The organism is Acinetobacter sp. T_3_1 (assembly GCF_025377055.1).
Taxonomy (GTDB): domain Bacteria; phylum Pseudomonadota; class Gammaproteobacteria; order Pseudomonadales; family Moraxellaceae; genus Acinetobacter; species Acinetobacter kookii.
This window is the reverse complement of the sequence record NZ_JACHVD010000011.1, coordinates 41327-57314: the sequence shown is the minus strand read 5'-3', so window position 1 is coordinate 57314 and position 15988 is coordinate 41327. Positions and strand designations below refer to the sequence as shown.

Below are 15988 nucleotides of genomic sequence, written 5' to 3'. Positions count from 1 at the left end.
TTAAAAAATAATCCCCTGTATTGAGGGGATTATTTTTATTCATCTTTTATCAATCCTTAAAATGTACCGGAATCCACTGATAGTTTTTCCCATCTTTTGAATAGATATGCCCAAGACCCGGGAAAGGTAAATGCGGGGCAGCAATCAGCTGACCGTCTTTGGCATATTCGGCAAAGTGTTTTAAACGTGTCTGTACCGCTGCTTTGGGATCAGTATCAAATTCAATTGCGGTTTCAGGGCGGTCAAACTGCAAAGTGTGTGAATGCACGATGTCGCCAATAAACACGACTTCCTGACCATCAGCTTTGAGTTTAAAGCTGTAATGCCCCGGGGTATGTCCGAAAGAAGGCTTAAATTCGATTCCACCCAATGCCAATGATTTGTCCGAGAATACCTTCACTTTTTTGGCTTTTTCATATGGAGCTAAAGCCGCTTTAATTTTTTCAACTGTACCCAAGAAACCTGCTTGCTTGTCTTTTGGCAGTTTCTTCACGGTATTGGGATTTAGCCAGTAGTCATATTCTGTTTTTGAAATATGCAAAGTGGCATTTGGATAATTCGCTACGCCTTTATTGGAAATACCGCAAACATGGTCAGGGTGGAGATGCGTCAGGAAGATGTCATTCACTTGCGTAGGTTGATAACCTGAAGCTTTCAGGTTGTTATAGATTGAACCCAGATGTGCGCCAAAGCAGCTGGCTGCACCACTGTCCACCATTACCAGTTGCTTGCCTGTATTGATGAGAAAGGCGTTGACTGAGGTTTGAACGCCTTTGTCATTTATAGCAGCATATTTTTTTAGGATGTCGCTTTTTTCGCTGTCGCTTAAGCCTTTAAACATGGATGGGTTTAGGTGGTTCGTACCATCAAGCAGGGCGGTGATTTGGGTGTTACCCATTTGGTGGTGGTAATAGCCAGCGACTTGTTTTTGAGCTGGAATGGTTGATTCAGCTGCTTGGGTGGTGATGGCTGTGGTACTTAGCGTGAGTGCGAGGAATAGGGGGTTTAAAGTTTTCATAGGTTTCTTATAAGTTGATTAAATGTTTTTATATGATATTAGATTCTAACTAGGAGATTTAAGTTTTGTTTTTTGTCTATTGATCTTTTGAGTCAGATTTCTCTGACAACGTGGACAATCTTCAAATAGATTCTCTTTTAAAATATAATACCAAGGCAGTAGAACATTAATTTTATTACCTAATTTATTAATTATTATCTTTTCATAAATCATTGTGTTTTTATCATATTTTAGAATGGGATCTAACTCTAGTTTTTCAGGATTATAAATTTTAACAAGGTTGTCTGAGTGTATATTAAAAAGTATAAAATTTTCATCATAAAATTGTGTATTAATGACTGAGTTGTATATTTTTTCTAAATTTTCACTTTTAATAGTTTTTAAATATTGATAATCGTCTCCTTTGTGTTTATCACAAGTCATTAATTCATGATGTTCACCAAACATGAATTTGAAAGAAATATTGGTATTAAAGTCGATATTACCTAAATTATAGTAGTCAGATAATTTAAATGTAAATGTTCTAGTATTTTGTAGTAGATATAATAATATTGAGTGAAAATGGAACAAGTGATCATCATGATTTGGATTGCAAAAGTACGTTAATTCTTCATTTTGGCAAGAACTAATGTGGTCAGTAAGGAAATAATTGTATGAATCCTTATGTTGTAGAATAAAATGACCATGATCTAGAATAAATATAGCATTAGGTACTAAGTCAAGAGAATATTTGTTTTTTAAAGAATTTATACATTCTGTTAATTTTTCATTATCTAAATCTGTGGTATAAAAAAATATAATTCCAAATCCTTCATTAGATATATTAGCTTCTTTTTCACTTCTATTTTTTCTTAGTCTTTTATATGAAGCAATATTTTCAAAAGCAGATTCTAATTCTGTTTGAGTTACTTTTGATTTAACTTGAATTGTACCGTAAGTATTTTCAACTGGATGAACTTCAAGTGTATTTCCTCTTTTCATTAATAAAATTCTTTCTTCGTGGTTAGAAAAAAGAATGTCCAATTCTCTTGAATAATTGCCATTAGTATCTGCAACTCTACAACTTATTTCACTAATAAGAAATTTAGGAGGTACTAAACCGGCATTTAATAAGTGTTTACGTAAAATTTCTTCTCTATGTGTACCTAAGTCTCTTGTATGTTTTATATTCTTTGAGCGGTTATAACTATTCATTAAATCTTTTTGGGAAATTGACAACTCATGACCTAGCCCTTGAAATTCAGTTTTTTTTAATTTTAAAGTCCTTACAGTCTCGGTCTTATCGACGAGAAATTGAAGTGCATTTGAATTGCTCATAAGATTCCAATAATATTAAGCATGCTTTTATTAACAATTATTATTTTATCAAATAAAAGCCCCTACATCAGTAGAGGCTTTTTCTTATCTTTCGACCGAAATCTTAAGACACTTTATCACCCGGTTTAGCACCAGATTCAGGTGAAATCACCCAAACACCTTCGCCATTACCAGCGGCAAGTACCATACCGTTTGAAATACCAAAACGCATCTTACGTGGAGCAAGGTTTGCAACCATCACCACCAGTTTGCCTTTCAGGTCTTCCGGTTTATAGAACTCACGGATACCGCTGAAGACATTACGTGGCTCAGCTTCACCAACATTCAAAGTCAATTGCAGCAGTTTGTCAGAACCTTCAACCGTTGTAGCTTCCAAAACTTCAGCAACACGTAGATCAACTTTAATGAAGTCATCAATCGTAATGATTTCAGCTTCACCCACTTTAGGTTCGGCTTTCTTCTCTTTAGCTTTCTCTTTTTTCTTCTCAGCTTTTGCTGGTTCAGCAGCAGGTGCAGCTAAAGAATCTTTAGAGGCATCGACCATTGCAGCCACAGCTTTCGGATCAACACGTTGCATCAATGGCTGGAACAATGCAATTTCATGACCAGTTAAGATTTCTGTACGTGAAGCAAAGTCGAAAGAAGCCAGTTTAAGGAAGTCCTGAACCTGAGCAGCCAAAGTTGGAAGTACTGGAGCTAAATACACAGCCAATTGACGGAACAGGTTGATACCCACAGAACACACGTCATGAACTTGCTGTTCTTCGCCTTCGATTTTCGCTAAAGCCCAAGGTTTTTTCTCATCGATGTACTGGTTGGCCTTATCTGCAAGCGCCATGATTTCACGGATCGCTGCCGAAAATTCACGGGTTTCATAAGCTTTGGCAATTGAGTCACCAGCATCAATAAAGCTTTGAACCAGTTCAGGCTCGGCACAAGTTGCACTTAGCTTGTTATCAAACTTGGTATTGATGAATTTTGCACAACGGCTGGCGATGTTTACCACTTTACCTACAAGGTCCGAATTCACTTTCTGAACGAAGTCATCCAGATTCAGGTCAGAGTCTTCTACCTTGTCAGAAAGTTTTGAAGCAAAGTAATAACGCAGGTATTCAGGGTTCAAATGCTGTAAATAAGTTTCAGCTTTAATGAAGGTACCGCGAGATTTAGACATCTTCTGACCATTTACAGTCAGGAAGCCATTCACGAATAAACCGGTTGGTGTACGGTAGTCTGCACCTTCCAGCATTGCAGGCCAGAACAGGGCATGGAAGTAAACGATGTCTTTACCAATGAAGTGATAGACTTCATTTTTAGAATCTTTTTTCCAGAAATCATCAAAGCTTAAGTCAGGACGTTTGGTTTTGATGTAATTTTCGAAGCTCGACATATAGCCGATCGGAGCATCCACCCAAACATAGAAATATTTGTTTGGTGCATCAGGAATTTCAAAGCCGAAATAAGGTGCATCACGTGAGATGTCCCAGTCATTCAAGCCATTATCAAACCATTCATCCAGTTTGTTGGCGATAGATACGGGTAGACGACCTTCATCACGGGTCCATTTTTGCAGGTATTCACCAAAATTTGGCAGTTTAAAGAAGTAATGATCCGAAGATTTCTCAACAGGAGTCGCACCGCTTAAAGTCGATTTTGGATTTAATAATTCAGTTGCGTTGTAAGTTGTACCGCAGACTTCACATGAATCGCCGTATTGATCTTCTGCCTTACATTTTGGGCATGTACCCTTAATAAAACGGTCTGACAGGAACATGCCTTTTTCAGGATCAAATAACTGGGTTACAGGGCGAACTGCAATATTGCCGGCTTCACGGTTTTTGATATAGATTTCTGAAGCGCGGGCGCGGTTGGTATCACTGTGGGTAGAGTCATAATGATCGAAATGCACACCGAAACCGTCAAAGTCACGAATGTGTTCTTTTTGCACATTGGCGATCTGTGCTTCAGGTGAAATGCCATTTGCCTCAGCACGCAGCATGATCGCTGTACCATGAGCATCATCCGCACAGACATACGTCACGTCATGACCCATTGCACGCATCGCACGTACCCATATATCAGCCTGGATATAGCCGAGTAAGTGACCCATATGAATCGGGCCATTGGCGTAAGGAAGGGCATTGGTGACTAGGATTTTACGCACGGATTCACTCTCTCATTCGTATTCATTATGCAATGGGCCATAATTTTACATGATGCAGAAGGGATTACAAAGAAATGCTTTAGCTGAAGCGCAATGAATAAAGCGACCTGAATCTTCAAATACAGCATTCGGTATCATCCGATGCGCGACGATTAAACAATTGACCGAGGTAAGTTAACGCTACTTTCTGCAATCAATAGCAACAACATGTACAGGCTTTGTTGCAGTTTACTTAATTCGTCCGTTTGGGTGCATGCTTTGTGCTAAAAAATTGTCTGATCATTTTATGACACCTCAGGAGGGTACTCATGACTCAGAATAACCAGACAAGTACTTCGAAGCAAAACCCAGATAAAGAACAACATGCACGAGAATTGAATGAGCAAGTGGAAAAAGAGCAAAAGCAGAACGAGATCGATAAAAAGCATAATCAGGAAGTTCTAGAAGCCCAGAAGCACAATACTGATGAAAAGTCCGAAGCTAGGCAAGGCACTCAGCCAAGTGGCGAACATGCAGACCAGAAAGATAATTCTAATCAAGCTCAGTCTGGCAAGTTAGATCAAAAAACTGAAAGCATTAAGATGGATGACTTAAAAGTGAAGGCAATCGCGATTGGTGAGGATCTGCTGAAAAAAGCTGAAAAGATTCTGAATGAGCTAAAAAATGGCAAGTCAGACAGCCAGCAAAATGGTGAACAGGGTTCGGATGACACGAAAAAGGCTAAAGCAGATCATACATCGGAAGATAAATCGGCAAATCAGTCAGATCAGCAGGACCGTATGGCACATTTAAAAGATGAGGCCCTACACAAGTTTGAAGACACCAAACAGAAGATTATGGAGTTGGTCAATGAAGCCTCTGTCAAACTGGGTGAACTGAGACAGATGGCGACGGACACAATGAGTAAAATGAAAGGAGAAGATCAGTCTCAGTCTGGTGAGTCGAAAAAACAGGATCAGGATTCTTCGTCCAAGGACAATCAGGATAAAGACCAGAACTCAGCTCACACCAACAACAAAGCTGAGGCCAAAAAGGATCAAGATAAAACCCATCAATCTGAGCAACACAAGTCTGACCAGAATAAAAATCATCAATAAGGGTTTCAATTTTAAAGATACTTCATTCAGGGCATGGTTGAAGGGGCTAGAACGGCCAAAAAATTGAAAATGGTCCGGATGGCATCCAAACATGCTCCATCTGCAAACCGGGCAATGTCTAAATCGGGCGAACTGTAATTGGGTGGCTACAGTTGATTGAATCTCGCTTGGGATTCAATCAACGTCATCGTATTTATTTTATAGCGCTATGTGCTGTAATGAATACCTGTGATAATAGGCACTTAAAGCAATCTGCCAAGAGTAAAGACCATGATTGACCAGGATGATTTTGATTACGACCCACCTGTAACGTGTATTCAGCAAAATCAGCAGAATAAAGTGCAAATGGGCAATCAAATCTTGAAAGAAGCCGAACAGTATCTGGAAGATATCTCGGCAGATGAACATGCTTTTCTTATCAAAACATTATTGGGCTTAGCCGAGCAGGAACCGTATTTTCAGGTACTGGTAGAAGAACTTGATCAGCCCCTGGGGGCGAAAGTTGCCAATGATGCCTTAAACCTGATGCACTTTTGGCCTGCAATTCATCAATTTAAAGATATTGAACAATTTAATTTACTCGACATCATTAATTGCAAATATTTTCAAACAGAAATGCTTAAAGCTTTTGATGCTTTAGAGATTGATGACAGCATCAAAGCACAGCGTCGTTTTGTGCTGCTTGAAAGTTTTAAGATGTATAAACTTGGTTTTTATAGTGGCTGTATTCCTAACGTCTATGCACAGCTCGAAGGCATCTTGACCGATGTTTTACTGAAAACCGGTTTCTTAAAACAAAACGGCACCAAATTTGTCGATGTCTATAAAATCGTTCCGGGCTTAAAAGGCAACGAGATAAAAAGCCTGTGGCATAAATCTAAAATTGCAGCAGAGCTGAATCCTTATTTTCCCGAACTTGCAGCATACCAGATGGATAGCAGTTCAACCGTGAGCATGACCCGGCATAATATTTTGCATGGTACGGATCTGAATCATTTTAATCAGGGGCGCAGTTTCGTCTTGTTTATCTGGCTGTTTTCTGCGCTAAGCTTTATGAGTACGCTTAAATATTGAAAAAAACTGGTGTAAACAATATTCAGCTTAAAGCAGCTTGGTTGGGGGATGCTGGATAGACTAGAGGTAGAGGGAACTTTTAAGCTTCATAACAGATAAAGCATCTATCTCTTTTTCTATGGCTTTGATCAGCAGCGGAGGCTTTTTAGCCAAACTTTATGATTCTTTAGTGGTTGTTTAGCTTTAGGGTTGTTTATGGCCCACCAAAAATCTCGAACCTGAGTTTAGGGAAGGTGTACCCAAGTTGAGAATTCCGTAGCCAAATTTTCTAAATCAATATAAAAATCCAATGAAATTTATAGCTCACGCCAGACTGTATTCTCATCTCGCAAAGAAACAGTAAAGTTAAAATTTGAGTCGTCTGATACCAACAGGCTGGTCGGTGTTTGCATAACGACTTTTAAAATAGTGCCTTGTTCAAAAACCAGCGGATTGCAGTTTTCTTTTTCCAAGGTTACGGGTTTTAATAATTCGATGATTAATTTTTCCATTTCACTTCCCCTGTTTATTAGAAATTAGATTAATTATACCATAAATTGGTAAATATTTAACCAATTTTATCAGTTTTGCGAGTTAAATCAAAAACAAACGGATAAAAATCATTATGCAGTCGACATACTGAAGAAGTAAATGAGAAGGGATTAAAGTTTATATTTTGATTTATCTTCCATTTTTGAACATTTCCATAAAAATTTTAGGGATTTAATAGCTGGATTATTTTTAAGAAAATTTTAATTTATCCCCTCTAAGCTGAGTCAAGATCTGGCAAAAAGTCATCAGTGCTGTGTTGAATGCAGGATGTCGCAGATTTTAAGCTGAACTGAATGGTTAAGACGTCACCACAGGGCGAATGAACCCTACCATTTGCCGATTAAGGTGTCAGCCCAAGACAATATTTCATCTGAAAAAACATTTCACAAACAGTGTATAAGTTGCTACAAAGATGAAAAGACGAGAATAATAGCCGCTTCATCCATCCGGCTTAAATGGGCCGGCTGGTTGATTGGCAAGTTTGAAACTAAAAATAAAGGAATAGCTTGAGCGAATGTTTAAATCTTTTTTTCCTGACCCGAAGTGGTTCTTTTCATCGTTGGTACTCTGGTTTGTCATCAATATTGCACTGTGGTATTCCGGCGGAAGTGGCTGGGGAACATTTTTAGGCTTTGCACCGGGTTATGCCACTGCAGAATTACCGATAGGGGTAAGTCGCTTTTGGGCGCCTTCATTTTTATGGTTCTATCTGTGGTTCATGGTTTCAACCGTTATTTTTGCCCTGTTCTGGCGCTTAAAATCCAGCAATCCATGGCAGGGCTGGTCGGTCTGGGGCTCGGCTTTTATTCTGTTTAACATCTGGTTTGCCGTGCAGGTGAATGTGGTGGTGAATGCCTGGTACAGCCCATTTTATGACCTGATTCAGAAAATGCTGAGCAGTGGCGGTGGCAATGTCAATTTACTCTACAGTGAAACCTTGACTTTCCTCTATGTCGCCATGGTCTATGTGACCATTGCCGTATTTAACCTGTTCTTTGTCAGCCATTATGTATTCCGTTGGCGTACGGCCATGAATGACTATTACACTGCACATTGGGAACAGTTACGTCATATTGAAGGGGCTTCGCAGCGTATTCAGGAAGATACCATGCGTTTTGCCAAAACCACCGAAAGTTTGGGAGTGAGTTTCATTCAGGCCCTCATGACGCTCATGGCATTTTTACCGGTGTTATTGCAGTTGTCATCGCATGTCAAACAGCTGCCGGTGATTGGTGAAATTCCATATGCGCTGGTTTGGGCTGCCATTAGCTGGGCAGTGCTGGGTACCGTAGTGTTGATGGTCGTCGGGTATAAATTGCCGGGTCTGGAATTTAACAACCAGAAGGTTGAAGCTGCCTACCGTAAGGAACTGGTTTACGGTGAAGACTATGCCGATCGTGCCGATCCGCTGACTTTAAAAGAACTGTTCAGTCGCGTGCGTTTTAATTATTTCCGCCTGTATTTCCATTATGCCTATTTCAACATGGTACGCATCTGGTACATGCAGCTGGACAATCTGTATGGCCTGTTTGTGCTGTTTCCAAGTATTGCCGCAGGGGCGATTACCTTAGGCCTTATGATGCAGATTGCCAATGTCTTTGGCAAGGTACGCGAGTCATTCCAGTATTTAATAGAATCTTGGCCGACCATTATCGAATTGCTTTCAATTTATAAGCGTTTAAGGGCATTTGAATCGACTTTGCATAAATAAGGCATACTCAAATTGAGCAACAGAACCCGTATGATGCGGGTTTTTTATAACGCTTTATATTTCACAATCATGAAAATGCTGAAGTATAGTAATTAAAAAGGGAAGGGGCAGAAAAAATGAAAAGGTTTTATGCGTGGACTTCGCTTTGCTGTCTGGCCGTGACCAGTCCTCTAACATTTGCCAAAGAAATTCAAGGCATGTCTTTTTCTCATCAGGATTGGGAAGTGTATTGCAGTAATACCGGCACCTGTCGGGCAGCAGGCTATCAGGATGATCATCTGCAAAGTATGCCTGCCACAATCTTGTTGACCCGTAAAGCTGGAGCAAAACAAACCGTACAAGGGACATTTTCCCTATCCAGTTTTGATCAAGCCTTAGACTACAAGAAACTGAATAATTTAAACTTTTTTATCAATAATCAGGATTATGGCCGAGTCAGGATTAACATTTCAGAGCAACTGCTTACAGGAGCACTAAATAGCAAACAGCTCAATGCACTGTTACAACAGGCCCGGAAAAAAGCGAACATCGTATTTAAAAATGCCTATTACATCTGGCAAGTTTCTGATGCAGGCATGACGGCCTCATTGTTGAAAATGGATGATTTTCAACAACGTATGGGTACGGTAGGGGCTTTGGTCAAGCCCGGCACCGAAGGTGAGTCGAAAGTATTGGCAGCACAGCCCAAATTAGTGGTCAATAAAGTAAAAACCGCAGCAAAACCTTATTTAACACTACAGCCCAATAGCAGACAGTACCAAAACCTGCATAAGTTACTCATGGCTGCCCGGCCGACACAGTCAGATGTAGCTGAATTTTGTGCAGGCATTTATGATGGAGAGGGTGCCAAACCACAAGCGATTGAACTCTATAAGCTTACCAATAACAAAGTTCTAGCTACCACCCTATGCTGGCGCGGAGCCTACAATGAAGGCTATGGGGCTTGGGTAATGAATCAATCTTTAACAGGCAAAGCGAGCTTTGTGACCGAATCTGCATCGGGTTTTGCAGCAGGCGAAATCAGCAGTGCACAAAAGGGTCGTGGTATTGGTGATTGCTGGAAGATGAGCGAATGGATTTGGCAGGGACAAGCTTTCGTTCAAACTGTAGATCGCTGGTCTGGCATGTTTAAAGGTTTTGCCGGTGGTGCTTGGGATCTTGATTTAATTGAAGCCGTGGTGAAATAACCCATTTCATTTTTGCTTTTGAGTACGCCAGCTGGCTATTTATATAAAAGATTAAATTTACATCAGGTCATGATGGAAATTGCCGAATAGCATCAGGGATAACTAAAGCTTCACCAATCATACAAAGTTTCAAATTGGCTAAAAAGTGTTATCTCCTTCAGATTTCAGTGCTGAAACTTTTAAAAGATTGGCAGTTATTTTGCTTTTTCAGATAAAAATGTATCCTGTAAATCAGTGGGAATTAATAATAAAATCAAGGTAGTGTATTTGTGATTTCCCGGATTTTCATATATTTTCTTAATGACAGCATCAGTGAGCATTAATACGTGAATTTCAAAACATTCATCTTGATTGGCGGAGTGGGCATCACTTTACATGGCTGTACCAGTTTTAATGCTTTGAGCTCAGATGATTCCGCTAAAAATTATGCTTCAGCACAGGAAATGATCGTTCAAAAAAATATTAACCAATCGAATGGACATGCCAAAGAATATGTCTATTCATGGGGAGCAAAACAGAATGACAAAGAGCCGCAATCTTTATATCCAAGAAAATATTTAAACAATTACTGTTCTGCCAAGCAGGGCAAATTCACGCTGCTCTATAAGAGCTCCATGACTCTGGTCAAGGATGCATCGGATAAAAAGCGTTTATCTGCATCTGGCAATGTCAAACAAGGCATAGGTGCCTACAAGTGCGTACAAAATAATGGGCAAAGCTGGATTGCGTCTATTGAGCCGGTGGCTGAACGTAAACTCAATGATGGGCGTGATACGCGTGTCGTCAGTTTGCAGACCAGGCTGATGTCTGCGGATGAAGCCAAAAAGTTTTATAAAAATATCCGTGTGACTACAAATGTTGCAGATAAAAAAATCAGTTCCAATGATCAGGGCAATAAAAAAGCGCTGAACAAGTCTGTGCCTCAACAAGAGGCTGAAGCTAAAAAAGAAACGGAACTGAAAAAAGAAACCAAGCCTGCAGCAGAGTTACCTGAAAAACAGCCGCTAAAAGTGGTGGAAAGTCCGCAACAGCAGCAGGTGAAATTTTACGTCGCTGCACGCCGTGATTTAAATAGCGGTAAAAATCAGGTGGCTGCCTGTAATAATGCACAGCGGGCCTATAATTATGGCAAATTGCAGGGAACGGAGGGAACCCGGGTCTACACTGAATCGGGGATGCTGGTGGCGCGCTGTTTAACCAGTGTGCCAAGTTATAGCAACCGCTTTTCTAATTCTAAAGCTCAAGCAAGGCGGGTCTTGCAAAATTTAGCCGTGAACTATAATCACAGTGGGGCGAAAAATATGCTTAGGCAGATGAAATAAAAAGCTATTTTGCTCATCTTCATCAGCGTCATGTTCCATCATCATGCGATGGAACATGAATGTTGAAATTTTCAAATCTTAACGCGGTAGTATTAGAGCTGAATCGTTGCACCGAGTGCTTTCATAAATTGCGCCATCCAGGCAGGGTGTGCAGGCCAAGCCGGCGCAGTCACCAGATGTCCGTCGGTGACTGCTTCAGTCACGGCAATATCGGCATATAAACCACCTGCAAGTTTTACTTCCGCTGCACATGCAGGGTAAGCAGAACAGATTTTACCTTGAAGTACATCGGCAGCCGCTAAAAGTTGCGCACCGTGACATACGGCTGCAATCGGTTTTTTTACAGCATCAAATTCACGCACAATTTCCACCACACGTGCATTCATACGCAAGTATTCAGGTGCGCGTCCGCCCGGAATGACCAGACCCACATAATCTTCGGTATTGACCGAGTCAAAGTCATAATTGATGGCAAAGTTATGACCACGCTTTTCGCTATAGGTTTGCTCGCCCTCAAAGTCATGAATGGCTGTGGCGATGCTGTCGCCGGCTTTTTTATCCGGACAGACTGCATGCACGGTATAGCCCAGGCCAGTTAAAAACTGGAATGGCACCATTGTTTCGTAGTCTTCGGCATAGTCGCCCACCAGCATCAAGATTTGCTTAGTCATGATTTTTCCCTCTGTTCAGATATGATTTATATAAAGTTTTATTTTCATTCACCATAGCATAAGCAGAGGTCCTTTTTAAGGATGAAGTGGCTTTCTTTAGTCGAAGCCGGAAACCCTTCAAATTGTCAGGTGGATAGACAAGCTGAAAAAGAAGCTTGATTTTACACAGCCATAACAGGCTGCACCCGGCAATTTATGATAAAAAGACAGCAGTTCAGAATGGAAGTTTGCTTTATGTTTTACTCTATTTTCACCACCTTGGGTCGTCGCTTTGCTCGAATCGGTTGTTCTGTTTTGATGGCAACTGCGGTTATGGGAACAACACAAGTTGCAATGGCCGGACCAACGGTGGATCAGTTGAGTAACTGTCTGGTGAAATCCACCACGGCAGCAGATAAAACAACGGTGCTGCAATGGACCTTTGTCGCGTTATCTGCACATCCGGAATTGAAGAAATTCAGCAATGTGAATGAAGAGCAGAGAACCCAGCTGGATAAAAACCTGGCACAAGTGTTACAGCGTATATTGGTGGATCAATGCGCGAGCCAGACTAAAGCTGTCATTGCTGCGGAGGGTGTACAAGCGGTGGGCGATAGTTTTCAGGAGCTTGGACAAATTACCGGTGAGGAAATTTTAGAAAATCCTGAAGTAGAAAGTCAGCTCAAAGGTGTGCTGCGCTATGTAGATTTAAATAAACTGGTGGTCACTTTCTTGACACCGGATGTGTGGAATAAGTTAGGAAAAATAAGATAAAACAACCATAAAAAAGACCTGAATTCAGGTCTTTTTTATGTTCAAGGGCTAAAAATTAAAAGTAACTTATATTTCAAAAGATGTGTGGAGATATAAATCGCTTTCTGTATAAATATTGGTGGCTTTATTCCAAAACCACACGTGCATTTTGCGGTTGTACAGGTCGATTGTTCGGATGCTCCATCAGTTTTGAAAATGCTTCAATTTGCTGTTTCGATGCCTGTTGAATGTTTTTTAAAACAATCCAGCGGACACCTTCGGTACAAGGCGGGGTAGTGAGTGAACCGTTAAAGCGGTAGTACTCCAGGTTGTCAGGTAAAAATGCAGATGCCAGGTCCTGTTGCTTGAGTGGAATGGCAGCACCGGCTTTTTTAGGTAATTCTTTCCACAGTTTAGCCAGTTTCTGGTTTTCTTTTCCTTCGTCAAACATCACCGCAACCACAGCAAGCTCACCCGTAGTTGATGCATGCACCAGATGCATTTCCATAGCGTAGGATTTACCTTGAATCTGGTTTTCACTGGGGCTATGCAAATGGAATTGTTTGAGTTCAAACTGTTGATTGTCCAGGTTTAAGTCGTTGCCTGGCTTGAAATTAATTTGAATGGTATGGCCGTTATGAATAATGTCTTGAGCTGAAGTGTGGTAATTAAATTTAAGTGGTGGCAGTTTGGCTTGTACGGTTTGATTAATATTAATAGGGGATTGGTTCGCCCCGGCACAGCTTTGATAGTTTGTGTTTAAGCTGGCCCAATGTTCAGGGGCTTTGTGACTGGCATAACCCCAATCGTGAGTTGAGCCAGCTTGAGCTGTGTGAACCGTGGCTAAAGTTAAAAGTGCTATTTTTCTAAAAATCATTATTTACTCTACATTTCATGCTTTATAGTTGGGCGTGTATAGTCTAAAAAATCAGCATTAGCTGCAAAAGAAAATGAATATAAAATATACAGTTAATGTTGTTTTTTTGAAGTTTATATTTTTATAAAGTGTTATTTTTACAGGTGAAATTAAGAGTTAAAATTAATCTTCTTCCTAGTCTTCACTTGTGCTGCGTTTTAAAGTAGTGCTTTAAAACTTGCTCAGGAGAGGGAACCGCGCGTATCAAATTGATGATGAGGCAAGTCCCCCTTTGGAAAAGGGGGATTAATGATTACAACAAATCAGGATAAAACTTCTCAAACTCTGGATTCACAGCTTCACCCCGCAGCAAATAGCCTTTGGGTTGTATATAACTATAAATTTCCCGCGAAGGTTGTTCATGCCAACCAATATTAAAAGCACAGAGTTTTGGGAAAAATTGTAGGTGGCTGTAGTTTAAGTTGTTATGAATCCAATAGGCGAGTTGTTGCCAATTCGCTTGGTCTTTTTCATACAGTTCTAGAAAAGATGGAATGACAATACATGCCGTTGCCCCATAACCTTTTGCATCGGGGTAGTCCCAAATATGGCTGGCAAAGTTTTTCTCGTTGCTTGCGCAGTTATGTCCCTTTTCATTGCCAAGTTGGTTGACGCTTAGTGAACGATATGCTGAACGAATAGCGAGACGTCCAAACTTTTCTTGCAGTGGTTCGAGTAGTTGTTGGCAGAGTTCTGTACCTGTGCGAATGGCAATGTCAGGATGATCGGGGAAGTTGGGCACACCGTACCAATTGGCGATTTCACTATAGAGAAAATCACGCATAAAAAATGACTTTGAAAGTTGGATACGTCCTAAGTCTTCGAGTTTGGCGATGGAGGATACTTTTTTGATGGTCATGTTGTTTTTGGCGTGAAGTGTTTGGGTTGATTGTATGTTTAAAATTTTGAAATTTAAATGATAATCCTCTCCCTAGCCCTCTCCTTTAAAAAAGGAGAGGGAATTTTCATTACTATATAAATACTGACATGTGATTTGTAATGATTACTCCCTCTCCCTTAGGGAGAGGGCTGGGGTGAGGGTATTAACGCATAAAAAATGACTGTGAAAGTTGAATACGTCCTAAGTCTTCGAGTTTGGCGATAGAGGATATTTTTTGATGGTCATAATTATTTATTCTTCATACTCGAACGATTTTTGAAGTCAGGCTTAGGTCTATCAATATGAAGCAATATAATATTCCACTTAATATCCTAAATTTTTTAATCGTTGGCTAGATCGGATTCTTGATTCTAANAATAACCAAGACTTTTTAGCCGTTGATTAGATCGGATTCTCGATTCTAGTTCTAACATTTCCAGATTAGACAGATTCGAAGTATCTCCAGAATAACCAAGACTTTTTAGCCGTTGATTAGATCGGATTCTCGATTCTAGTTCTAACATTTCCAGATTAGACAGATTCGAAGTATCTCCAGAATAACCAAGACTTTTTAGCCGTTGATTAGATCGGATTCTCGATTCTAGTTCTAACATTTCCAGATTAGACAGATTCGAAGTATCTCCAGAATAACCAAGACTTTTTAGCCGTTGATTAGATCGGATTCTCGATTCTAGCTCTATCATTTCCAGATTAGATAGATTCGAAGTATCTCCAGAATAACCAAGACTTTTTAGCCGTTGATTAGATCGGATTCTCGATTCTAGCTCTATCATTTCCGGATTAGATAGATTCGAAGTATCTCCAGAATAACCAAGACTTTGTAGTCGTTGATTAGATCGGATTCTTGATTCTAGTTCTAACATTTCCAAACTAGATAAATTAGGAGTACTACTTGGATATTCAGTTTTTTTAAACTTTTGAGTCGTGTTACCTATATAAGGTTGTGCTGGAATCTTAGATGCTGAATTAGAATAAGTAGACTGATTTTGTTTTGAATGTGGGTTAATTGATGAGTATGTTGTTGTATAAGGGATATTAAGCTCTTTTACAGTTGAAGGTAGATAAACTTGTTCTTTATTAGGATTAACGGTTTTTGTACCATATTCACCTGTATAGGGATTTACATTGTCAACAGTTGACCAATTATTATTAAAGTTTCCATCCGGATTTGATCTGTAATGGGATTGTACATATGTACCATTTTTCCGATAGTATCCTTTGACTTTAACATTCGCGAAGATACTAGAGTTAATAATAACTAAACTTAAGAATACTAATAATATTTTATTAAACAGCATAAGATGAAAAACCCCGCATTAAGCGGGGTTTTATAGCATAAAATCAATT

Annotated in this window: 14 protein-coding genes; 6 read left to right on the top strand and 8 right to left on the bottom strand. The window is 39.9% G+C overall.

What is annotated here, in order from left to right; genetic code table 11:
* Nucleotides 1-49: 49 nt before the first annotated feature.
* The 3 genes from H4I94_RS11195 to metG form a co-directional block, all read right to left on the bottom strand.
* Complete coding sequence (locus H4I94_RS11195) at nt 50-1018, bottom strand: MBL fold metallo-hydrolase (protein ID WP_261183156.1); 969 nt, start codon at nt 1016-1018, stop codon at nt 50-52.
* A 45-nt stretch (nt 1019-1063) separates the two neighbouring features.
* The gene (locus H4I94_RS11190; protein WP_261183155.1) at nt 1064-2335 is read right to left on the bottom strand and encodes a DUF6602 domain-containing protein; all 1272 of its coding nucleotides are present in this window, start codon (nt 2333-2335) and stop codon (nt 1064-1066) included.
* A 103-nt stretch (nt 2336-2438) separates the two neighbouring features.
* A complete protein-coding gene (metG, locus tag H4I94_RS11185; RefSeq protein ID WP_261183154.1) occupies nt 2439-4499 on the bottom strand; it encodes a methionine--tRNA ligase in 2061 nt (686 codons plus the stop codon).
* A gap of 308 nt (nt 4500-4807) precedes the next feature.
* On the opposite strand from metG, the gene H4I94_RS11180 reads away from it, so the two are divergent.
* Together H4I94_RS11180 and H4I94_RS11175 are read left to right on the top strand one after the other, a co-directional pair.
* Nucleotides 4808-5596 (top strand): hypothetical protein, encoded by a 789-nt coding sequence (locus tag H4I94_RS11180; RefSeq protein ID WP_261183153.1) that lies wholly within the window; start codon nt 4808-4810, stop codon nt 5594-5596.
* Nucleotides 5597-5866: 270 nt separating this feature from the next.
* Nucleotides 5867-6670, top strand: a complete 804-nt coding sequence (locus tag H4I94_RS11175) for a hypothetical protein (RefSeq protein WP_261183152.1) — start codon at nt 5867-5869, stop codon at nt 6668-6670.
* Nucleotides 6671-6966: 296 nt separating this feature from the next.
* On the opposite strand, the gene H4I94_RS11170 is transcribed toward H4I94_RS11175, so the two are convergent.
* Nucleotides 6967-7161 (bottom strand): hypothetical protein, encoded by a 195-nt coding sequence (locus H4I94_RS11170; RefSeq protein WP_092819820.1) that lies wholly within the window; start codon nt 7159-7161, stop codon nt 6967-6969.
* A gap of 554 nt (nt 7162-7715) precedes the next feature.
* Between H4I94_RS11170 and sbmA the strand changes: the two genes are divergently transcribed.
* From sbmA to H4I94_RS11155, 3 genes are all read left to right on the top strand, one after another.
* Nucleotides 7716-8912, top strand: a complete 1197-nt coding sequence (gene sbmA / locus H4I94_RS11165) for a peptide antibiotic transporter SbmA (RefSeq protein ID WP_261183151.1) — start codon at nt 7716-7718, stop codon at nt 8910-8912.
* 116 nt (nt 8913-9028) lie between these two features.
* Nucleotides 9029-10099 carry a DUF1176 domain-containing protein gene (locus H4I94_RS11160; RefSeq protein WP_261183150.1) on the top strand — a complete coding sequence of 357 codons (1071 nt, stop codon included), beginning with the start codon at nt 9029-9031 and terminating at the stop codon, nt 10097-10099.
* A gap of 326 nt (nt 10100-10425) precedes the next feature.
* The gene (locus H4I94_RS11155; protein WP_261183149.1) at nt 10426-11421 is read left to right on the top strand and encodes a hypothetical protein; all 996 of its coding nucleotides are present in this window, start codon (nt 10426-10428) and stop codon (nt 11419-11421) included.
* Nucleotides 11422-11513: 92 nt separating this feature from the next.
* Here H4I94_RS11155 and H4I94_RS11150 read toward each other — a convergent pair whose 3' ends face one another.
* Nucleotides 11514-12092 carry a DJ-1/PfpI family protein gene (locus tag H4I94_RS11150; protein ID WP_261183148.1) on the bottom strand — a complete coding sequence of 193 codons (579 nt, stop codon included), beginning with the start codon at nt 12090-12092 and terminating at the stop codon, nt 11514-11516.
* A gap of 297 nt (nt 12093-12389) precedes the next feature.
* Here H4I94_RS11150 and H4I94_RS11145 point away from each other — a divergent pair, with 297 nt between their 5' ends.
* Nucleotides 12390-12845, top strand: coding sequence for a hypothetical protein (locus H4I94_RS11145; RefSeq protein ID WP_409976750.1), 456 nt, complete (start codon nt 12390-12392; stop codon nt 12843-12845).
* Nucleotides 12846-12969: 124 nt separating this feature from the next.
* On the opposite strand, the gene H4I94_RS11140 is transcribed toward H4I94_RS11145, so the two are convergent.
* The 3 genes from H4I94_RS11140 to H4I94_RS16325 form a co-directional block, all read right to left on the bottom strand.
* Complete coding sequence (locus H4I94_RS11140; protein ID WP_261183146.1) at nt 12970-13701, bottom strand: carbonic anhydrase; 732 nt, start codon at nt 13699-13701, stop codon at nt 12970-12972.
* A gap of 292 nt (nt 13702-13993) precedes the next feature.
* The gene (locus H4I94_RS11135) at nt 13994-14599 is read right to left on the bottom strand and encodes a hypothetical protein (protein ID WP_261183145.1); all 606 of its coding nucleotides are present in this window, start codon (nt 14597-14599) and stop codon (nt 13994-13996) included.
* 392 nt (nt 14600-14991) lie between these two features.
* A complete protein-coding gene (locus H4I94_RS16325) occupies nt 14992-15939 on the bottom strand; it encodes a hypothetical protein (RefSeq protein ID WP_409976800.1) in 948 nt (315 codons plus the stop codon).
* Nucleotides 15940-15988: the final 49 nt, after the last annotated feature.

What these genes read in the sequence shown, in the direction of transcription:
- H4I94_RS11160 (WP_261183150.1), top strand. Translation starts at nt 9,029, where the DNA reads ATGAAAAGGTTTTATGCGTGGACTTCGCTTTGCTGTCTGGCCGTGACC.
- H4I94_RS11180 (WP_261183153.1), top strand. Translation starts at nt 4,808, where the DNA reads ATGACTCAGAATAACCAGACAAGTACTTCGAAGCAAAACCCAGATAAA.
- H4I94_RS11170 (WP_092819820.1), bottom strand. Translation starts at nt 7,161, where the DNA reads ATGGAAAAATTAATCATCGAATTATTAAAACCCGTAACCTTGGAAAAA.
- H4I94_RS11150 (WP_261183148.1), bottom strand. Translation starts at nt 12,092, where the DNA reads ATGACTAAGCAAATCTTGATGCTGGTGGGCGACTATGCCGAAGACTAC.
- H4I94_RS11195 (WP_261183156.1), bottom strand. Translation starts at nt 1,018, where the DNA reads ATGAAAACTTTAAACCCCCTATTCCTCGCACTCACGCTAAGTACCACA.
- H4I94_RS11135 (WP_261183145.1), bottom strand. Translation starts at nt 14,599, where the DNA reads ATGACCATCAAAAAAGTATCCTCCATCGCCAAACTCGAAGACTTAGGA.
- H4I94_RS11140 (WP_261183146.1), bottom strand. Translation starts at nt 13,701, where the DNA reads ATGATTTTTAGAAAAATAGCACTTTTAACTTTAGCCACGGTTCACACA.
- H4I94_RS11190 (WP_261183155.1), bottom strand. Translation starts at nt 2,335, where the DNA reads ATGAGCAATTCAAATGCACTTCAATTTCTCGTCGATAAGACCGAGACT.
- H4I94_RS11145 (WP_409976750.1), top strand. Translation starts at nt 12,390, where the DNA reads ATGGCAACTGCGGTTATGGGAACAACACAAGTTGCAATGGCCGGACCA.
- H4I94_RS11175 (WP_261183152.1), top strand. Translation starts at nt 5,867, where the DNA reads ATGATTGACCAGGATGATTTTGATTACGACCCACCTGTAACGTGTATT.
- sbmA (WP_261183151.1), top strand. Translation starts at nt 7,716, where the DNA reads ATGTTTAAATCTTTTTTTCCTGACCCGAAGTGGTTCTTTTCATCGTTG.